The sequence below is a fragment of the Streptomyces sp. NPDC048523 genome (assembly GCF_043199815.1).
Classification (GTDB): Bacteria; Actinomycetota; Actinomycetes; order Streptomycetales; family Streptomycetaceae; genus Streptomyces.
Map to the genome: position 1 here is coordinate 1 of NZ_JBICWQ010000008.1, position 19,638 is coordinate 19,638.

A 19,638-nucleotide genomic window follows, 5' to 3' on the forward strand; every position below is an offset into this window, starting at 1 on the left:
CGCCGGCTGTGCCTGGCCGACTTCTTCCGCCCCGAGGAGTCGGGACAGACCGACGTGGTCGGCCTCCAGGTCGTCACCGTCGGCTCCCGCATCGGTGAGCAGACCGCCAGGCTCTTCGAGGCCAACGCCTACCGCGACTACCTCGAACTGCACGGCCTGTCCGTCCAGCTGGCCGAGGCACTCGCCGAGTACTGGCACGCACGCGTGCGTTCGGAACTCGGCTTCGCGGGCGAGGACCCCAGCGACGTCGAGGACATGTTCGCGCTGAAGTACCGGGGCGCCCGCTTCTCTCTCGGCTACGGCGCCTGCCCCAACCTGGAGGACCGGGCCAAGATCGCCGACCTGCTGCGCCCCGAGCGCATCGGCGTCCAGCTGAGCGAGGAGTTCCAGCTGCACCCCGAGCAGTCCACCGACGCGATCGTCATCCACCACCCGGAGGCGAAGTACTTCAACGCCCGCTGAGCCGCCGAGATCCGGATCACCGAGCACACTGATCGGATAAGTCGTACACTGGTCGGTCCACCGCAGGCCGGTTCCTTTCGTGGGAACCGGCCTGCTCGTCCCCCCAAGGAGGTACGTGGATGACCAGTACGGTCCCCGCGCCGATCACCCGTACGGCAGACGGCTCCGCCCTCCAGGCCGTCCTCCTCGACATGGACGGCACCCTGGTGGACACCGAGGGCTTCTGGTGGGACGTCGAGGTGGAGGTCTTCGCCCGCCTCGGCCACACCCTCGACGACTCCTGGCGCCATGTCGTGGTCGGCGGCCCCATGACCCGCAGCGCCGGTTTCCTGATCGAGGCCACCGGCGCCGACATCACCCTTCCCGAGCTCAGCGTCCTGCTCAACCAGGGCTTCGAGGAACGGATCGGCCACGCCCTGCCCCTGATGCCCGGCGCCACCCGGCTGCTGGCCGAACTGTCCGCGCACCGGATCCCGACCGCCCTGGTCTCCGCCTCGCACCGGCGCATCATCGACCGGGTCCTCGACGCCCTCGGTCACCGGCACTTCGCCCTCACGGTCGCCGGCGACGAGGTGCCGCGCACCAAGCCGCACCCGGACCCGTATCTGTTCGCCGCCGCCGGTCTCGACGCGGACCCCGCCCGATGCGCGGTCGTCGAGGACACCGCGACCGGTGTCGCCGCCGCCGAGGCGGCCGGCTGCCAGGTCGTGGCCGTGCCCTCCGTGGCCCCCATCCTCCCGGCCCCCGGACGCACGGTCGTCGGCTCGCTCGAAGACGTCGACCTGGCATTTCTGCGCGGCCTGATCACCCTTCGATGACGGAAATGCCTCGGGTGTTCACCCAGCGTGCAGCACGGATAGCCCGGTAATTCCCCAGAGTCCTGCCGCAGGAATTCGCAGCGCCCCGGAGGCCCGAATTCCAGCCTGCCACACCCCCCTACGGGTGTGAGGTTCCCCACTCGACGGGCCCTCGACAGGCGATCGAGGCTGTGCCGGACACCCCCCATCGAGGGGCGCGGACGCGCCCATGTGTCCCGATTGGTGAAACCCTGCACCAATCCTTCCCCTGGCGGGCTTTCGGTGCGTCCACACCCGGTTTCACTCTGTGATGGACGCTCAACTCCGGTGGCTGCGAACCCTCCTGCAGGTGCGGACTAATCTCCTGGTGAGAACATCGCCCTAACCCCGTGATCCGCCGCGCCAACCCCTGCATGCCGGGTACACGGACTGAACAGCTGTGGAGAAACCCGAGCATGAACCGCAAGACTTTGGTGCTGCCGGCCGTCATCGGTCTGCTCGCGCCGGTGCTCGCCGCCTGCGGCGGCTCCGACAGCGGCAGCGGCGGGGACGACGCGATCGGCGTCGGCACCACGGACCGGTTCACCGCCACGAAGGAAGCTCCCGCCCCGCTCGACCCCGCCTACGCCTACGACGTCGGCACCTGGAACGTCCTGCGCCAGACCGTGCAGACCCTGATGATCCAGCCCAAGGGCGAGGGCGACCCCGTGCCCGAGGCCGCCCAGTCCTGCGGCTTCAGCGACAGCGGCAACGAACGCTACGTCTGCACCCTGCGCGACGGCCTGAAGTTCGCGAACGGCGACTCCATCACCGCGGCCGATGTGAAGTACTCCATCGACCGCGCCCGCGGCATCAAGGCCGACTCCGGCGTCTTCGCCCTGCTGTCCACCATCGACACCGTCGAGACCAAGGGCGACCGCGAGGTCATCTTCCACCTCAAGACCGCGGACGCCACCTTCCCGTACAAGCTGTCGACCCCGGTCGCCGGCATCGTCAACCCCGACGACTACGCGAAGAGCAAGCTCCGCGACGGCTTCGACGTCGACGGCTCCGGCCCCTACACCATGAAGGCCGACGTCAAGAACGACGAGCTCGTCGACGCCGTGTTCACCAAGAACCCCCACTACAAGGGGGCGTTGACGGTGAACAACGACAAGGTCGTCCTGCGTTCCTACGCGGACGCCGACGCCATGGGCACCGCCCTCGAAAAGGGCGACATCGACCTCATCACCCGCACCATGTCGCCCCAGCAGATCCAGAAGCTGTCGAACGAGTCCGGCGGCGACGTCGACCTCGTCGAGATGGCCGGCCTGGAGATCCGCTACCTCGCCTTCAACACCAAGGCCCCGGTCGTGAAGTCCCGCGCCGTGCGCCAGGCGATGGCCCAGCTCATCAACCGCAGCGAACTCGTCTCCAAGGTCTACGGCACCCAGGCCGAGCCGCTCTTCTCGCTGGTCCCGGCCAGCATCACCGGCCACTCCAACTCCTTCTTCAACAAGTACGGCGACCCGAGCGTCACCAAGGCCAAGTCCCTGCTGACCCAGGCCGGCGTCACCACCCCGGTGAAGCTGACCCTCCACTACACGACGGACCACTACGGTCCGGGCACCAAGGAGGAGTTCGAGGACCTCCAGAAGCAGCTCAACGCCAGCGGGCTCTTCGACGTCGGCATCAAGGGCGCACCCTGGTCCACCTTCCGCCCGGCGGAGCAGAAGGGCGAGTACGACGTCTACGGCATGGGCTGGTTCCCGGACTTCCCCGACGCCGACAACTACCTCGCCCCCTTCCTCGACAAGGACAACTTCCTCGGCTCGCCCTACGCCAACAGCGAGATCCGCAACACCCTCATCCCGGACTCCCGTCGCGAGGCCGACCGTCTCGCCGCGTCCGGAAGCCTGACCGAGATCCAGGACATCGTCGCCAAGGACGTCCCCGTGCTGCCGCTGTGGCAGGGCAAGCAGTACGTCGCCGCGCGCGACGACGTCACGGGCACCGCCTACGCGCTCAACTCCTCGTCGACGCTGCAGCTGTGGGAACTCGGCAAGGGCGTGAGCGGCTGACCGGCCGACGCCTCCTTCACCCGGGCCCAGGCGGACGGTGCCCGGGATTCCACAAGAATCGACGACAAGGCACTCGCACGTGAACAAGCGCATCCAGTGGCAGGTCCTGCCGATCGTGGCGGGGCTCGCCTCCGGTCTGCTGACCGGCTGCGGCACGGAGTCGGGGGACTCCGGTTCCGGCGGCTCCTCCGTGGTCATGGGGATGTCCGACGACGTCCTCGCCACCGACCCTGCCTCCGGCTACGACCCCGGCTCCTGGCTGTTGTTCAACAACGTCTTCCAGTCTCTGCTCAGCTTCCCCAAGGGCGGCACGGAGCCGGAGCCGGACGCGGCCAAGAGCTGCGAGTTCACGGACACCAGGACCCAGGTGTACGAGTGCACCCTCAGGTCCGGCCTCAAGTTCAGCAACGGTGACCCGCTCACCTCCGAGGACGTCAAGTTCTCCTTCGACCGGATGCTGAAGATCAACGACGACGCCGGTCCCGCGATCATGTTCCCGATGCTCGACAAGGTCGAGACTCCGGACGAGGAGACCGTCGTCTTCAGGCTGAACACCCCCGACGCGACCTTCCCGAGCAAGATCGCCTCCGGTGCCGGCTCCATCGTCGACCACACGCAGTACGACGCCGACGGCCTGCGCAAGGACAGCAAGGCGGTCGGCTCCGGCCCCTACCAGCTCGACTCGTTCGACGACGACCAGGCCGTGTTCTCCGTCAACGAGAACTACAAGGGCACCGCCGAGCCCCAGAACTCCGGCGTCACGCTGAAGTTCTTCCACGGCGACCAGGCAGCCCTGAAGACCGCCCTGACCGACAAGAAGGTCGACCTCGCCTACCGCGGTCTGAGCGCCGGCGACATCACCGACATCGAGAACGCCTCGCCCGACTCCGGCGTCGAGGTCGTCGAGGGCACCAGCGCCGAGGTCCAGCACCTCGTCTTCAACATGGACGACCCGGTCACGGGAAAGCTCGGCGTCCGCAAGGCGATCGCCTACCTCCTCGACCGCGAAGCCCTCATCCACGACGTCTACCAGGGCACCGCGACCGCGCTCTACTCGATCATCCCGGCCGGTATCGCGGGCCACAACACGGCCTTCTTCGACACCTACGGCGCCCAGCCCTCCCGGTCCAAGGCCGCGGCCGCCCTCGCCGGCGAGGGCATCACCGGCAAGGTGAAGCTGACTCTGTGGTCGACCCCGTCGCGCTACGGCCCCGCCACCGACCAGGAACTCAAGACGATCGCCCAGCAGCTCAACGCCAGCGGCCTGTTCGACGCCGACGTGAAGTCCGTGGCCTTCGACCAGTACGAGAAGGACATCGCGGCCGGCAAGTACGGCGTGTACGTCAAGGGCTGGGTGCCCGACTACCCCGACGCCGACAACTTCACGGCCCCCTTCTTCGGCAAGGGCAACGTGCTGGACAACAACTACAGCAACAACAAGATCACCGGCTCGCTCATCCCCGAGACCGCCGCCCAGCCGGACCGTGCCGCGACGGACGACCCCTTCGGCACGCTCCAGAACCTCGTCGCCGAGGACGTCCCCGTCCTGCCGGTCTGGCAGGCCAAGCAGTACGCCGTCGTGCGCGACAACGTCTACGGCCTGGAGTACTGCCTCGACGCCTCCACGGTGTTCCGCTTCTGGGAGCTCAGCAAGGGCTGACCGGGCGGCGCGCGCTGCTCCCCGGCGGCGCGCGCTGATCCGGTGGCCGCACATACGAAGAGGGCGCCCCCAGCCAGGCGGGGGCGCCCTCTTCGCTGTTCAGCCGATCGGTCTACTGCGCGCCGGGACGCACCAGACCGCTCTCGTACGCGTACACCGCGGCCTGCACGCGGTCCCGCAGCCCCAGCTTGGTCAGCACATGACCCACATGTGTCTTCACGGTGGTCTCGCTGACGAACAGATCCGCGGCGATCTCCGCGTTGGACAGCCCGCGCGCCACCAGCTTCAGCACCTCGACCTCGCGCTCGGTGAGCGTGTGCAGCGTGTCCGGCACCGGCTCGTCACCGGACGGCAGATGCGTGGCGTACTTGTCGAGCAGCCGGCGCGTGATGCTCGGCGCGAGCATCGCCTCACCCGCGGCCACCACCCGGATCGCCTGCACGAGCTCGTTGGCCGGGGCGTCCTTGAGCAGGAAGCCGCTGGCCCCCGCCCGCAGCGCCTCCACCACGTACTCGTCGAGGTCGAAGGTGGTCAGCACCAGCACCTTGGCCGGGCCGTCCCGCCCGGGACCGGTGATCTGCCGAGTCGCCTCCACACCGTCCATCCGCGGCATACGGATGTCCATCAGGACCACGTCGGGCTGCAGCGCCCGCACCTGGTCGATGGCCTGAAGGCCGTCTCCGGCCTCGCCCACGACCGCGAGATCCTGCTCGGCCTCCAGAATCATCCGGAACCCGGTACGCAGCAGCGGCTGGTCGTCGACGAGTAGGACGCGGATGGCCACGTGAGTCTCCTTCGCTAGTCCGGCCCCATTCTGCCCTGCTCGCCGGTCGCGGACGTCACCGGTAGCGGGTAGGGCGGGGGAGTGCCGCCGAACTCCGGGCAGTGCGCCTGGTGGTCGCACCAGCCGCACAACTTGGTCGGCCGCGGTCGCCAGTCGCCCGTCTGCGTGGCCTGCCGGATCGCCTCCCACAGCGCCAGCAGCTTGCGCTCGACACGCTCCAGGTCGGCGAGTACCGGGTCGTACGTCAGGACGTCACCGCTGCCGAGATAGACGAGCTGGAGGCGGCGCGGGATCACGTTCTTCAGCCGCCACACCACCAGGGCGTAGAACTTCATCTGGAACAGCGCGCCCTCGGCGTACTCGGGCCGGGGCGCCTTGCCGGTCTTGTAGTCGACGATCCGCACCTCGCCGGTCGGCGCCACGTCGACCCGGTCGATGATCCCGCGCAGCCGCAGCCCCGAGTCCAGCTCCGCCTCGACGAACAACTCCCGCTCGGCGGGCTCCAGACGCGTCGGGTCCTCCAGCGTGAACCACCGATCGACCAGCTGCTCCGCCTCGGCGAGCCATGTCGCGAGCCGCTCGCCCTCCGGATCGTCGGCGAACAGCTCCACCACCTCCGGCCGGCTCTCCCGGAGCCGGTCCCACTGACTGGGGATCAGCGACTTGGCCGCGGGCGCGGTCCGCTCCCCGGCCGGGGCGTCGAAGAGCCGCTCCAGCACCGAGTGCACCAGGGTCCCCCGGGTCGCCGCCGCGCTCGGCTTCTCCGGCAGCCGGTCGATCACCCGGAACCGGTACAGCAACGGACACTGCATGAAGTCATTGGCACGAGAAGGGGACAGGGAGGCGGGCGCGACCGGCATCACACCGACGGACCGGCCCACCACACCGACGTCCGTCCCAAGGGCCACCCCCGCAACCGGCGCTACCCCACCATCGCGTCCGGCCACGACCACCGCCGGCACGGCCCCGGCCCCCGCCGCGACCGGCCCCCCGCCCGTAGCGGGTCCGGGGAAGGCCGGTTCCCCGCCGACCTCGGACCGTGCGGCAGCCGGTTCCCCGCTTGCCGCAGGTTCGGCGGCGGCCGGTTCCGCGCCCGTCCCGGGCCGTGCCGTGGCCTGTTCTTCGGTCGTCCCGGCCTCCGCCGTGACCGCTGCCACCGGCGTCTCCGCCGTGACCGCCGCGTGCGGCGTTCCCGGGTCATGGACGGCGGCCTCGGCCTCGCCCTCCGTGCTCGTCTCCATGACCACAGACCATACGGCCCGCCACTGACAGTGACCCACTCGCCGCCGTGACCGCTGCGGCCCCCGAGGAAACACGGGGGTGCCGGGGCCGGGCGCGTCGTGACCGCCGCATACCATCGACCCGAGACCTTCCGCACGGCAGGCGCGGAAGACGCTTCGAACGAGGGGACATCGTGGACGAGAGCGGCGGGAGCGGGCAGCCGCGGTCCGGCACGGACCGGCCGGCCAAGCCCCACGCAGGGCCCACGGCCCAGACCACCGACCCCACGACCCCCGACCCGCACGAGAACCAGACCCCGTCCACCAGCGCCCCCACCGAGGGCGCAACCGACGGCACCGCTCACCGGCCGGCCGCGGACGACGATGCCGTCCAGGCCCCGCCCACCCCCGCGCCCACCGACGTCGCGGCCTCCGGGAGCGAGACCGGCACCGGGGACGGTGAGCACCCGCCCGCCCCCGACGCGACGCACCAGGCACCCGCCGACCTGCGCAAACCCGAAGCGCCCCGCGAACCCGACACCACCGACGACCACCGCACCCTCGCCCACTCCGGCGCCCCCAAGAGCCCCCCGCCCCCGTCCCCCCAGCCGCGCGGCGGACTCCTGATGGGCCGCCCCTTCGGTGTGCCCGTCTACGTCGCCCCCAGCTGGTTCCTCGTCGCCGCGCTCATCACCTGGGTGTTCGGCGGCCAACTGGACCGCGTGCTGCCGGAACTCGGCGCCGCCCGCTACCTCGTCTCCCTCTTCTTCGCGGTCGCCTTCTACGCCTCCGTCCTGGTCCACGAACTGGCCCACACCGTCGCGGCCCTGCGCTTCAAGCTCCCCGTCCGCCGCATCCAGCTCCAGTTCTTCGGCGGCGTCTCCGAGATCGAGAAGGAGGCCGAGACCCCCGGCCGGGAGTTCGTGCTCGCCTTCGTCGGCCCGCTGCTCTCCCTGATCCTCGCCGGCCTCTTCTACCTCGCCATGCAGCCCGTCGAACCCGGCACCGTCCCTGGCGTCCTGCTCGCCGGCCTGATGGTCTCCAACCTCATCGTGGCCGCCTTCAACCTCCTGCCCGGCCTCCCCCTCGACGGCGGCCGCATGCTCCGCGCCGTCGTCTGGAAGATCACCGGAAGGCCCATGACCGGCACCGTCGCCGCCGCCTGGGTCGGCCGCGCCCTCGCCGTCTGCGTCCTCATCGGCCTCCCGCTGCTCACCCAGTCCGGAGCCCTCGGCTCCTCCGCCGAGGACAACGTCGGCATGGACACCGTCATGGACGCCCTGCTCGCCGCGATCCTCGCCGCGATCATCTGGACCGGCGCCGGCAACAGCCTGCGCATGGCCCGCCTGCGCGAACACCTCCCCGACCTGCGCGCCCGCACCCTCACCCGCCGCGCGGTCCCCGTCGAGACCCACACGCCCCTCTCCGAGGCCCTGCGCCGCGCCAACGACGCCGGCGCCCGCGCCCTGGTCGTCGTCGACGCCGACGGCACCCCCCTCTCCCTCGTCCGCGAGGCCGCCATCGTCGGCGTACCGGAACACCGCCGCCCCTGGGTCGCCGTCAGCGGCCTCGCCCAGGACCTCACCGACGGCATGCGCGTCTCCGCCGAACTCGCCGGGGAGGACCTGCTGGACACCCTCCGCGCGACCCCCGCCACCGAATACCTCGTCGTCGAGGACACCGGCGAGATCTACGGCGTCCTGTCCGCGGCCGACGTGGAACGCGCCTTCGTGAAGGCCATGGCCAGACCCTCCTAGTGGTCGGCGGCCCCTCCGGGGACCGGTAGGCTGTTCACATGTCCGAACCGACCGGTGCCGCCCGCAGGCGCGGGCCCTTCAAGGTCGGGGACCAGGTTCAGCTGACCGACCCCAAGGGCCGCCACTACACGTTCACGCTCGAAGAGGGAAAGAACTTCCACACCCACAAGGGTTCCTTCCCGCACGACGAGCTGATCGGCGCACCCGAGGGCAGCGTTGTCCGCACCACCGGTAACGTCGCCTACCTCGCGCTGCGCCCCCTGCTCCCCGACTACGTCCTGTCCATGCCCCGCGGCGCCGCCGTGGTCTACCCCAAGGACGCGGGGCAGATCCTCGCCTTCGCCGACATCTTCCCCGGCGCCCGCGTCGTGGAGGCCGGTGTCGGCTCCGGCTCGCTCAGCAGCTTCCTGCTGCGCGCCATCGGCGACCAGGGCATGCTGCACAGCTACGAGCGCCGCGAGGACTTCGCCGACATCGCCCGGCAGAACGTGGAGCGCTACTTCGGCGGCCCGCACCCCGCCTGGCAGCTCACCGTCGGCGACCTCCAGGACAACCTCTCCGACGCCGACGTGGACCGCGTCATCCTCGACATGCTCGCCCCCTGGGAATGCCTGGAGGCCGTCTCCAAGGCACTCGTGCCCGGCGGCATCCTGTGCTGCTACGTGGCCACCACCACCCAGCTCGCCCGGACCGTCGAGTCCATCCGCGAGATCGGCTCCTTCAACGAGCCGACCTCCTGGGAGACGATGATCCGCAACTGGCACGTCGAAGGCCTGGCCGTGCGCCCGGACCACCGCATGATCGGCCACACCGGCTTCCTCCTCACCGCCCGCCGCCTCGCCGACGGCGTCGAGCCCCCCATGCGCCGCCGCCGCCCCGCAAAGGGCGCCTACGGCGAGGACTACACCGGCCCCAACGCCGACGGAGGCTCCGGCCGCTAAGGCGGCCCCGTGCCGCATTCAACGTACAGGCGTCGGGGAGGAGTTCCCGCAGACCAGCAGAACTCCACTCCGGCGTCTTCGTGTTGAGGGAGCGGCAGAAACCGCCACAGAGCAACCAGGACACGTACCCACCCCGCCGTTCCCCAGGCCTGTGACGTGTGGCACCATGCTGGCCACCCCCCCACCGGCACAGCCCTCACAGGAGACGCTCCTAGTGCAGCAATCCGCCGTCCCGGAACTGGCACACACGCACACCCGCCCGATCCACTGGGTCGCCACCGCCACCGCCGTGGCGGCAGTCGTGGCCCTCTCCTCGGTCCTGCAGCCCAACCCCGCCACCGCGGCACAGGCGGCCGGCCCCGAGGCCAGACCCGCCCCGGTGGTCACGACGGCGCCCGACCCCGCGGACGTCCACTTCCCGATCGACTGCGGCCCGGTCAAGGCAAAAGTGCAGAAACGGGTCTCCGGAGACCTCGACGGCGACGGACGGCCGGAAACAGTCGTCGTGGTGCACTGCGACGCCCCCATGGGCACCCCGCCCGACGCCGTCTACGTCATCACACACGCGAAGGACACCGGTGAACCCCGGGTCGTCGCCACGCTGCTGAGCCCGAAGACCCGCAACACCGTCACCGACTTCACACTGAGCGACGGCGCCGTCCTCGCGACCCTGCTCGGCTACTCCACGTCCGACGTACCCAGTTGCTGCCCGGACGTGACGGACAAGGCGAAATGGCAGTGGAAGGACGGGGCATTCATCCGCTCGACCCCCGCGGGCACGCACACCGTCTGACCGAAGCGATCACATCTGTGAGAAATCAGACAGCCGTCACGCAGGGTGGCTTTCCGGTCGCTCTGCGTCCGGTCCATAGATCTCGACGCTGTCCGAAACCCGACGTACATGGATGCACGCGCCCGGACACTCCTTCGCCGAGTCGACCACATCGGTGAGAAGCGGCAGCGGTACGGGCGTTGTGGCGCCCTTGTCCTGCAGCAGCTCGTCGTCCGAGCCCTTCACATAGGCCAGACCGTCGATGTCCAGCTCGAACACCTCCGGCGCGTACTGGACGCAGATGCCGTCACCGGTACAGAGGTCCTGATCGATCCAGACCTCCAGGGTCTCGCCGCCGGCCCCGACCTCCTGCTGCACTCTCATCTCTCCTGCCGTTTATGCGTCCGGCTGAACGGGAATCCGGCCAGCTCTGACGGGTGTTGAACACTTCGACCCTACCTTCGGCAGCTTTCCAATCTTGTTCGGTGGGTATTCCCCTGGCGTGAGGGAGAGCGCAAGGGTGAAGATCGGACACACCTCGACAGTCTTTGTGATCTAGGGGTTTCAATCGACACCCACCCAGGTAGGGTCTGGAAGCGTCCAGCTCCCCTTGGAGGAGGTGAGGACCGTGGCAGCCCACGACGACGACATGAACCGCGGCATCCGCCCGGGACGAGGGTCCGACGACCCGTCCGGGCAGATTGCCTACCTTGAGCAGGAGATCGCCGTCCTGCGACGCAAGCTCGCCGACTCTCCGCGACACACGAGGATTCTCGAAGAGCGGATCGTCGAGCTGCAGACCAACTTGGCCGGCGTGTCCGCCCAGAACGAGCGACTCGCCAACACACTCCGTGAGGCCCGCGACCAGATCGTGGCCCTCAAGGAGGAGGTCGACCGGCTCGCACAGCCCCCGGCCGGCTTCGGTGTCTTCCTCGAAGCGAACGAGGACGGCACCGCCGACATCTTCACCGGCGGCCGCAAACTGCGGGTGAACGTCAGCCCCAGCGTCGAACTCGAAGAGCTCCGGCGCGGCCAGGAAGTGATGCTCAACGAAGCTCTCAACGTGGTCGAGGCCATGGAGTACGAGAGCGTCGGCGACATCGTCACCCTCAAGGAGATCCTCGAGGACGGCCAGCGCGCCCTCGTGCAGGGGCACACCGACGAGGAACGGGTGGTCCGGCTCGCCGAGCCACTGATGGACGTCACCATCCGCCCCGGCGACGCCCTGCTCCTCGAACCCCGCTCCGGCTACGTCTACGAGGTCGTGCCCAAGAGCGAGGTCGAGGAACTCGTCCTCGAAGAAGTCCCCGACATCGGCTACGAACAGATCGGCGGACTCGGCGGCCAGATCGAGGCCATCCGAGACGCCGTCGAGCTCCCCTACCTCTACCCGGACCTGTTCAAGGAGCACGAACTGCGCCCGCCCAAGGGCGTCCTGCTCTACGGGCCCCCCGGATGCGGAAAGACGCTCATCGCCAAGGCCGTCGCCAACTCGCTGGCCAAAAAGGTCGCCGAAGTCACCGGCCAGGCCACCGGCAAGAGCTTCTTCCTCAACATCAAGGGCCCCGAGCTCCTCAACAAGTACGTCGGCGAGACCGAGCGGCAGATCCGCCTCGTCTTCCAGCGTGCTCGCGAGAAGGCCAGCGAGGGCACCCCCGTCATCGTCTTCTTCGACGAGATGGAATCCCTCTTCCGCACCCGCGGCTCCGGTGTCAGCTCGGACGTGGAGAACACCATCGTTCCCCAGCTGCTCGCCGAGATCGACGGCGTGGAAGGCCTGCAGAACGTGGTCGTCATCGGCGCCTCCAACCGTGAGGACATGATCGACCCCGCCATCCTGCGCCCCGGCCGCCTGGACGTGAAGATCAAGATCGAGCGTCCCGACGCCGAGGCCGCCAAGGACATCTTCGCCAAGTACCTCACCGAGCGCCTCCCGCTGCACTCCGACGACGTCGGCGAGCACGGCGGCAGCAAGGCCACCACCGTCCAGAGCATGATCCAGACGGCCGTGGAACACATGTACGCGGAATCCGAGGAAAACCGCTTCCTGGAAGTCACCTACGCCAACGGCGACAAGGAAGTCCTCTACTTCAAGGACTTCAACTCCGGCGCCATGATCGAGAACATCGTGGGCCGCGCCAAGAAGATGGCGATCAAGGACTTCCTCGATCACAACGCCAAGGGTCTCCGCGTCTCCCACCTCCTCCAGGCCTGCGTGGACGAGTTCAAGGAGAACGAAGACCTGCCCAACACCACCAACCCGGACGACTGGGCCCGCATCTCCGGCAAGAAGGGCGAGCGGATCGTCTACATCCGCACGCTCATCACCGGCAAGCAGGGCGCCGACACCGGACGCTCCATCGACACGGTGGCCAACACCGGTCAGTACCTGTAAGGACAGGGCGGCTGCGGGTGCCCTCACCGGGGTACCCGCAGCCGACTGTTTTTCAGGCAACTAACCGGACCAAAGGCGAGCAAGGCAATGACGCAAATGATCTCCCCACCAGCGCAGAGGCGTTCTAGGCTCTTCGGTACCGCCGAGTCGCGCAGTGCGGGGACGGGCACCGCACACGCACCGGAGCGCCAGCGGTACTTGAGCGCCGCCCCCGACCGAGGGCGCCGCCGGGCAAGGAGGGCCGCATGACCGTACGGCGAGTAATGGGCATCGAGACGGAGTACGGGATCTCCGTCCCCGGCCACCCCAACGCCAATGCCATGCTCACCTCATCCCAGATCGTCAACGCCTACGCGGCGGCGATGCACCGGGCCCGCCGGGCCCGCTGGGACTTCGAGGAGGAGAATCCGCTGCGGGACGCGCGGGGCTTCGACCTCGCCCGCGAAGCCGCCGACTCCAGCCAGCTCACCGACGAGGACATCGGCCTCGCCAACGTCATCCTCACCAACGGCGCACGGCTCTACGTCGACCACGCACACCCCGAATACAGCAGCCCCGAGGTCACCAACCCCTGGGACGCCGTCCTGTGGGACAAAGCCGGCGAGCGGATCATGGCCGAGGCCGCCGAGCGTGCCGCCCAGCTCCCGGGCGCACAACCGATCCACCTCTACAAGAACAACACCGACAACAAGGGCGCCTCCTACGGCACGCACGAGAACTACCTGATGAAGCGGGAAACCCCCTTCTCGGACATCGTGCGCCACCTCACGCCCTTCTTCGTCTCCCGCCAGGTCTTCGCAGGCGCCGGCCGCGTCGGCATCGGCCAGGACGGCCACGAACACGGCTTCCAGCTCAGCCAGCGCGCGGACTACTTCGAGGTCGAAGTAGGCCTCGAGACGACCTTGAAGCGCCCCATCATCAACACCCGCGACGAGCCCCACGCCGACGCCGAGAAATACCGCCGCCTCCACGTGATCATCGGCGACGCGAACCTCTCGGAGATCTCGACCTACCTGAAGCTCGGCACCACGGCCCTCGTCCTGTCGATGATCGAGGACGGCTTCATCGCGGTGGACCTGGCCGTGGACCAGCCGGTCCGCACCCTCCACCAGGTCTCCCACGACCCGACGCTCCAGCGCCTGGTCACCCTGCGCAGCGGCCGCACGCTCACCGCGGTCCAGCTCCAGATGGAGTACTACGAGCTGTCCCGCAAGTACGTCGAAGAACGCTTCGGCTCCGACGCGGACGACCAGACCAAGGACATCCTGGCCCGCTGGGAGGACACCCTCAACCGCCTGGAGAACAACCCCATGAGCCTCGCCGGCGAGCTCGACTGGGTCGCCAAGCGAGAACTCATGGAGGGCTACCGGCGCCGCGACGACCTCGACTGGGACGCCGCGAAACTCCACCTCCTGGACCTCCAGTACGCCGACGTACGCGCCGACAAGGGCCTCTACAACCGGCTCGCGGCCCGCGGCCGCATCAAGCGCCTCCTGGACGAGAACGAGGTCGAGCGAGCCCGTACCAAGCCCCCTGAGGACACCCGCGCGTACTTCCGCGGCCGCTGCCTGGAGCAGTACGCCGACGACGTCGCCGCGGCCTCCTGGGACTCCGTGATCTTCGACCTCCCGGGCCGGGACTCGCTCCAGCGGGTCCCAACCCTCGAACCGCTTCGCGGAACGCGAAATCACGTCAAGGAGCTCCTGGACCGCTGTCGCACGGCAGAAGACCTGGTCAGGGTCCTGTCGGGCAACTGAACCGATACCCGGGCCGGGTCGTCCCGCAGGGTGGAAAACCCGGCCAGAGGGAATCATCGAGATGGCCCCCGTACGTTGTAGGAACTACGGGGCCGATGTCAGACCCTGCTTGTAGGGTCTGATCAAGAACGTCGAACCGAGCGGGGTGAGGGGTTATGGCGACCAAGGACACCGGCGGCGGACAGCAGAAGGCCACGCGCAACACCGAGGAGGTCGAGGAGCAGACTGCGGAGACGCAGGGTTCCGAGGACCTGAAGGAGCGCCAGGAGAAGCTGAGCGACGACGTCGACTCGGTTCTGGACGAAATCGATGATGTGCTCGAAGAGAATGCGGAGGACTTCGTGAGGTCATTTGTCCAGAAGGGTGGGGAGTAGCGGTAAATGTCCGAATTGGGTGCCGAGAAGCGATGCTCGGCATGCAAGCGGACTCTCCCTACCAGCGCGTTCGCGGCTAACAGGTCGAAGCTCGACAGGCTTCAGGACCGTTGCCGCGAATGCGGGGCAGATGCCTACCGCCGTGGTCGGGAGGCTCAGGGCAAGAAGGTCCGTCGAGTGGATGTGCCCGAAGGGTACAAACACTGCCTGGGGTGCGACGAAGTCAAACAGTGGAGTGAGTGGCACAGGAACGCGTCGGCCTCAGACGGCTTGTCGACGCGCTGCAAGACGTGCCGAGCTGTCGCCGGGCGTGAGCGGCACCTGAAGCGCCACTACGGCCTCACCGAAGCCGAGCGTGACGAGATGGTCGCCTCTCAGATGGGGCTCTGCGTGATCTGTCTGAAGGCTCCGGCCGTGCATGTGGATCACTGCCACAAGACGGGTAGGGTCCGAGGCGTACTGTGCTTCAACTGTAATTCGGCCATCGGCAAGTTGGGAGATGATCCCGACGCCGTCCGTCGGGCCGCCGCTTACCTGGAAGGAAACGCGTGGAAGCCAACACTCGTAGCACCGGGCGTCTACCAGCTGCCTTCCTGACGCCTGGGTCGTCGTCCTTCATGGACTTCCTGTCCGAGCACCAGCCGGAGATGCTGCCGGGCAACCGGCAGCTGCCGCCCATGCAGGGTGTGATCGAGGCGCCGCACGGCACCACGATCGTGGCGGTCACCTTCCCCGGTGGTGTCGTGCTCGCCGGTGACCGGCGCGCCACGATGGGCAACGTCATCGCCCAGCGGGACATCGAGAAGGTGTTCCCGGCCGACGAGTACTCGGCCGTCGGGATCGCCGGCACCGCCGGTCTCGCCGTGGAGATGGTGAAGCTGTTCCAGTTGGAGCTGGAGCACTTCGAGAAGGTCGAGGGCGCCCAGCTGTCGCTGGAGGGCAAGGCGAACCGGCTGTCCACCATGATCCGTTCCAACCTCGGCATGGCGATGCAGGGGCTGGCCGTGGTGCCGCTGTTCGCGGGGTACGACGTGGACCGGGAGAGGGGGCGGATCTTCTCCTACGACGTCACCGGCGGCCGTTCCGAGGAGCACAACTTCGCCGCCACCGGCTCGGGCTCGATCTTCGCGCGCGGTGCCATGAAGAAGTTCTTCCACGACTCCCTGAGCGAGGCCGAGGCCACGATGCTCGTGGTGCAGGCCCTGTACGACGCGGCCGACGACGACTCGGCGACCGGTGGTCCCGATGTCGCCCGCCGGATCTACCCGATCGTCACCGTGATCACCGAGGACGGCTTCCGCCGGCTCACCGACGACGAGTCCTCCGAGATCGCTCGTTCGATTCTCGAGCGGCGGCTGGAGCAGCCCGACGGCCCGCGGGCCGCGCTGCTGTAGGCGCCACCCGTCTTGTTCAAGGTGATCGCAGTGACTTCCACAGAAAGGGACGGATAACCGGTGTCGACGCCGTTCTATGTCTCCCCCCAGCAGGCGATGGCCGACCGGGCGGAGTACGCCCGCAAGGGCATCGCCCGTGGTCGCAGCCTGGTCGTGCTGCAGTATGCCGACGGCATCGTGTTCGTCGGCGAGAATCCGTCCCGTGCGCTGCACAAGTTCAGCGAGATCTATGACCGGATCGGCTTCGCGGCCGCCGGCAAGTACAACGAGTACGAGAACCTGCGGATCGGTGGTGTGCGGTATGCCGATCTTCGTGGTTACACCTATGACCGTGACGATGTGACCGCTCGTGGTCTGGCCAACGTCTATGCCCAGACGTTGGGCACGATCTTCTCGTCGGCCGGTGAGAAGCCGTACGAGGTGGAGCTGGTCGTGGCGGAGGTCGGTGAGACTCCGGACGGTGACCAGATCTACCGGCTGCCGCACGACGGTTCCATCGTGGACGAGCACGGCTCGGTGGCGGTGGGCGGCAACGCGGAGACGATCAGCAGTTATCTGGATCAGCGTCACCAGGACGGTATGAGTCTGGCGGAGGCGCTGAAGCTTGCCGTGCAGGCGTTGTCCCGTGACACGAACGGCAGTGAGCGGGAGATTCCGGCGGAGCGGCTGGAGGTCGCGGTGCTGGACCGTACGCGTCCGCAGAAGCGCAAGTTCAAGCGCATTGTCGGGCGTCAGCTGGGCCGGTTGCTGGAGGCCGGTGGCGCGTCCACCGAGGCGGAGAGTTCGGACGAGGCGGAGGGTGCCGAGGACGAGTAGTCCCGGCGGGCTCCACCCGACGATCACCCTTTCTGTGCCCCGGCCGATCACTCGGCCGGGGCGCAGGGCGTTCAGGGGGTGCTGGGGGTGCTGGGGGGCGCTGTGGAGCCTCGTACGACCAGTTCGACGGGGATGTCGCCACCGGGTGGTGTACGGCCTTCCAGGACGGCCAGGAGGGCTTCCATGCCGCGTTCGCCGAACAGTTCGGCGTCCAGTCGCACGGTCGTGAGTTCGGGGTCGATGGCGGTGGCGAGGGCGAGGTCGTCGAGGCCGGTGACGGAGATGTCGTCGGGGACGCGCAGTCCGAGTCGGCGTACGGCCTTGTAGGCGCCGGCGGCGAGTTTGTCGTCGTCGCAGACCAGGGCGGTGGGCCGGGGGCCGGGTGCGGCGAGGGCGGCCTCGGCGGCGGTCAGGGCGTCGTCGATGGAGATGGGGGCGTGGGCGGTGCGGAGGGTGGTGCCGGGGACCGTGTCGAGTCGGGCGGCCAGTTCGCGGGCTCGGATTTCGAAGGTCCAGGAGGGGATGTCGGCGGCGAGGTGCAGGAAGCGGCGGTGGCCGAGGTCCAGGAGGTGGGTGGCGACCTGGCGGATGCCGTCGGCGATGTCGAGGTTGACGGTGGCGGCGCCGAGGCTGCCGGAGGGGTCGCTGTCGAGCATGACGAGGGGGAGCTGGTCGCCGCGGATGGCGGTGAGGGCGTCGGCGGCCATGGAGGAGGCGATGACGCCGTCGAGGGCGGCCTGGGAGGAGGCGAAGGGGTCGCGGGCGGGGCCGATGCCTTCGGGGGAGGGGTAGAGGACGACGCCGAAGCCGTGGTCGGCGGCGACGCGTGCGGCGCCGGTGTAGACGCCGGCGAAGAACTCGGTCGTGAGGGCGGGGACGACGAGGAGGACCGTGCGGGTGTGGCCGAGGCGGAGGTTGCGGGCGGCGAGGTTGGGGCGGTAGCCGAGGTCGCGGGCGGCTTCCCGGACGCGTTCGGCGGTGGTCTCGGAGACCCGGCCGCGCCATTTGTCGCCGAGGACGAGGGAGACGGCGGCCTGGGACACTCCGGCCGCGTGTGCGACGTCGCGGCTGGTCGGTCGCGTGCTGCTGCGTGCCACCGTGGGTCCGCTCCTTCGTCTGGACGTCCGAACAGCGCACATGGTACGTATGGGAGTCGACGTTATACGTATGACTTGGAGGCGGGACATGGCCGCGGGATACCTGGAGATCCTCAGGGCGAGGCACGCGGCGCGCCTGCTGACGGGGACGCTGGTGGGCCGGCTGCCGAACGCCACCGCGGCGATCGCGATCGTGCTGTTCGTCCGGGCGCAGGGCGGTACGTACAGCCTCGCCGGGGCTCTCGCGGCCGTGTACGGGGTCGCCAACGCCGTGGGGCAGCCGGTGCTCGGGCGGCTGGTCGATCTGCACGGCCAGCCTCGTGTGCAGCTTCCGTCCGCCGTGCTGTCGGCCCTCGCGATGGCCGTGTTCGCCTTCACCGGCACCGATCCGCTCCCGCTCGCCTATGTGGCCGTGGCGGCCGCGGGGCTCTTCACGCCGCCGCTGGAGGGCGGGCTGCGGGCGCTGTGGCCGAGCGTGCTGCGCCGGGAGGACCAGGTGCACACGGCGTACGCCATGGACGCGGTGGCGCAGGAAGTCATGTTCACCGTGGGGCCGTTGCTGGTGACGCTGTGCGTGTCGCTGTGGTCGGCGCAGGTGGCGCTGGTGGTGCTGAACGTCATCGGGGTCCTCGGGGCGCTCTCGGTCGTGGTGTCGCCGCCCTCGCGCGCGTGGCGCTCCGGTCCGCGTGAGGCGCACTGGCTCGGCGCGTTGCGCTCGCCCGGACTCTTGGTGCTGCTCGGCGCGTTCCTGTTCGTGGGGATCGCGCTCGGGTCCATCACGGTCGCCTCCGTGCCGTACGCGGACGAGCACGGCGGGGATGCGGTGTACGGCTGGCTGATGGCCGGGATCGGTCTGGGGGCCCTGGTGGGCGGCACGGTGTACGGGGCGCGGCAGTGGGCCGGTGAGCCCGCGCGGCGACTGCGGGTCCTGGTGGGCCTGCTGGCGGTGTGTTACCTGCCGCTGACGCTGATGCCGGGGGCGGTCGCCATGACGCTGCTGATGGTCCTGGCGGGGGTGTTCCTGGCGCCTGTGATCGCGTGCGCGTTCGTCCTGGTCGACCGGCACGCGCCGGCCGGGACGGTGACCGAGGCCTTCTCCTGGATCGTGACGACGTTCACCGTGGGCGCCTCGGTCGGAACGGGGCTGGCGGGCCCGGTCGTCGAGGGTGGCGGGGCCCTGTGGGGCTTCGCCGTGCCGGGGGTCGCGGGGGGTGTGTCGCTGCTGGTTCTGCTGGTCACGGGAGGCGTCCTCGCGGCTCCCGTGGGAGGGGCGGTGGTTGCGTCTTCATCGGAAAATGATCCAAACCGTGCTGCCGAACCCCGTTTCAGCTCGGGGGATCGGGCGTAATGTT

The 19,638-nt window shown here is 69.0% G+C and carries 18 protein-coding genes; 14 read left to right on the plus strand and 4 right to left on the minus strand.

Features of this window, described 5'->3' with window-relative positions:
* The 4 genes from ACGFWE_RS34015 to ACGFWE_RS34030 form a co-directional block, all read left to right on the plus strand.
* A partial coding sequence (locus ACGFWE_RS34015) for a vitamin B12 dependent-methionine synthase activation domain-containing protein (protein WP_393603906.1) occupies positions 1-462 on the plus strand: 462 nt, incomplete at its 5' end.
* A gap of 119 nt (positions 463-581) precedes the next feature.
* Entirely contained in the window at positions 582-1,280 is a 699-nt protein-coding gene (locus ACGFWE_RS34020) for an HAD family phosphatase (RefSeq protein WP_352390131.1), read from the plus strand.
* A 434-nt stretch (positions 1,281-1,714) separates the two neighbouring features.
* Positions 1,715-3,319 carry an ABC transporter substrate-binding protein gene (locus ACGFWE_RS34025; protein WP_352390130.1) on the plus strand — a complete coding sequence of 535 codons (1,605 nt, stop codon included), beginning with the start codon at positions 1,715-1,717 and terminating at the stop codon, positions 3,317-3,319.
* Positions 3,320-3,398: 79 nt separating this feature from the next.
* Positions 3,399-4,979, plus strand: coding sequence for an ABC transporter substrate-binding protein (locus tag ACGFWE_RS34030; protein WP_393603909.1), 1,581 nt, complete (start codon positions 3,399-3,401; stop codon positions 4,977-4,979).
* Positions 4,980-5,091: 112 nt separating this feature from the next.
* Here the strand turns inward: ACGFWE_RS34030 and ACGFWE_RS34035 are convergent, their stop codons facing one another.
* Together ACGFWE_RS34035 and ACGFWE_RS34040 are read right to left on the minus strand one after the other, a co-directional pair.
* Positions 5,092-5,763 carry a response regulator gene (locus ACGFWE_RS34035; protein ID WP_393603911.1) on the minus strand — a complete coding sequence of 224 codons (672 nt, stop codon included), beginning with the start codon at positions 5,761-5,763 and terminating at the stop codon, positions 5,092-5,094.
* A 14-nt stretch (positions 5,764-5,777) separates the two neighbouring features.
* Complete coding sequence (locus tag ACGFWE_RS34040; protein ID WP_393604202.1) at positions 5,778-6,623, minus strand: RecB family exonuclease; 846 nt, start codon at positions 6,621-6,623, stop codon at positions 5,778-5,780.
* A gap of 554 nt (positions 6,624-7,177) precedes the next feature.
* Here ACGFWE_RS34040 and ACGFWE_RS34045 point away from each other — a divergent pair.
* The 3 genes from ACGFWE_RS34045 to ACGFWE_RS34055 all read left to right on the plus strand — a co-directional run bounded on the left by ACGFWE_RS34045 (position 7,178) and on the right by ACGFWE_RS34055 (position 10,474).
* Positions 7,178-8,740: a site-2 protease family protein gene (locus ACGFWE_RS34045; RefSeq protein WP_393603913.1), complete on the plus strand. Its 1,563-nt coding sequence runs from the start codon at positions 7,178-7,180 to the stop codon at positions 8,738-8,740.
* A 38-nt stretch (positions 8,741-8,778) separates the two neighbouring features.
* Positions 8,779-9,681 carry a tRNA (adenine-N1)-methyltransferase gene (locus ACGFWE_RS34050; protein ID WP_352390127.1) on the plus strand — a complete coding sequence of 301 codons (903 nt, stop codon included), beginning with the start codon at positions 8,779-8,781 and terminating at the stop codon, positions 9,679-9,681.
* Between the two features lie 214 nt (positions 9,682-9,895).
* Positions 9,896-10,474: a hypothetical protein gene (locus tag ACGFWE_RS34055; RefSeq protein WP_352390126.1), complete on the plus strand. Its 579-nt coding sequence runs from the start codon at positions 9,896-9,898 to the stop codon at positions 10,472-10,474.
* A gap of 36 nt (positions 10,475-10,510) precedes the next feature.
* Here ACGFWE_RS34055 and ACGFWE_RS34060 read toward each other — a convergent pair whose 3' ends face one another.
* On the minus strand, positions 10,511-10,837 hold the full coding sequence (locus ACGFWE_RS34060) for a ferredoxin (RefSeq protein ID WP_393603915.1): 327 nt from the start codon (positions 10,835-10,837) through the stop codon (positions 10,511-10,513).
* A gap of 244 nt (positions 10,838-11,081) precedes the next feature.
* On the opposite strand from ACGFWE_RS34060, the gene arc reads away from it, so the two are divergent.
* The 6 genes from arc to prcA all read left to right on the plus strand — a co-directional run bounded on the left by arc (position 11,082) and on the right by prcA (position 17,189).
* Positions 11,082-12,848: a proteasome ATPase gene (arc, locus tag ACGFWE_RS34065; RefSeq protein ID WP_062045307.1), complete on the plus strand. Its 1,767-nt coding sequence runs from the start codon at positions 11,082-11,084 to the stop codon at positions 12,846-12,848.
* A gap of 245 nt (positions 12,849-13,093) precedes the next feature.
* Entirely contained in the window at positions 13,094-14,605 is a 1,512-nt protein-coding gene (gene dop, locus ACGFWE_RS34070; RefSeq protein ID WP_352390124.1) for a depupylase/deamidase Dop, read from the plus strand.
* A gap of 155 nt (positions 14,606-14,760) precedes the next feature.
* A complete protein-coding gene (locus ACGFWE_RS34075) occupies positions 14,761-14,979 on the plus strand; it encodes a ubiquitin-like protein Pup (protein ID WP_007380863.1) in 219 nt (72 codons plus the stop codon).
* Positions 14,980-14,985: 6 nt separating this feature from the next.
* Positions 14,986-15,576: an endonuclease VII domain-containing protein gene (locus ACGFWE_RS34080; RefSeq protein WP_393603918.1), complete on the plus strand. Its 591-nt coding sequence runs from the start codon at positions 14,986-14,988 to the stop codon at positions 15,574-15,576.
* The gene (gene prcB, locus ACGFWE_RS34085) at positions 15,528-16,373 is read left to right on the plus strand and encodes a proteasome subunit beta (protein WP_352390123.1); all 846 of its coding nucleotides are present in this window, start codon (positions 15,528-15,530) and stop codon (positions 16,371-16,373) included. The genes ACGFWE_RS34080 and prcB overlap by 49 nt, the downstream gene beginning before the upstream one ends.
* Before the next feature lie 60 nt (positions 16,374-16,433).
* Positions 16,434-17,189 carry a proteasome subunit alpha gene (gene prcA / locus ACGFWE_RS34090; protein ID WP_393603920.1) on the plus strand — a complete coding sequence of 252 codons (756 nt, stop codon included), beginning with the start codon at positions 16,434-16,436 and terminating at the stop codon, positions 17,187-17,189.
* 71 nt (positions 17,190-17,260) lie between these two features.
* Here the strand turns inward: prcA and ACGFWE_RS34095 are convergent, their stop codons facing one another.
* On the minus strand, positions 17,261-18,286 hold the full coding sequence (locus ACGFWE_RS34095; protein ID WP_393603922.1) for a LacI family DNA-binding transcriptional regulator: 1,026 nt from the start codon (positions 18,284-18,286) through the stop codon (positions 17,261-17,263).
* Positions 18,287-18,374: 88 nt separating this feature from the next.
* Between ACGFWE_RS34095 and ACGFWE_RS34100 the strand changes: the two genes are divergently transcribed.
* Positions 18,375-19,634: an MFS transporter gene (locus tag ACGFWE_RS34100; RefSeq protein ID WP_393603924.1), complete on the plus strand. Its 1,260-nt coding sequence runs from the start codon at positions 18,375-18,377 to the stop codon at positions 19,632-19,634.
* Positions 19,635-19,638: the final 4 nt, after the last annotated feature.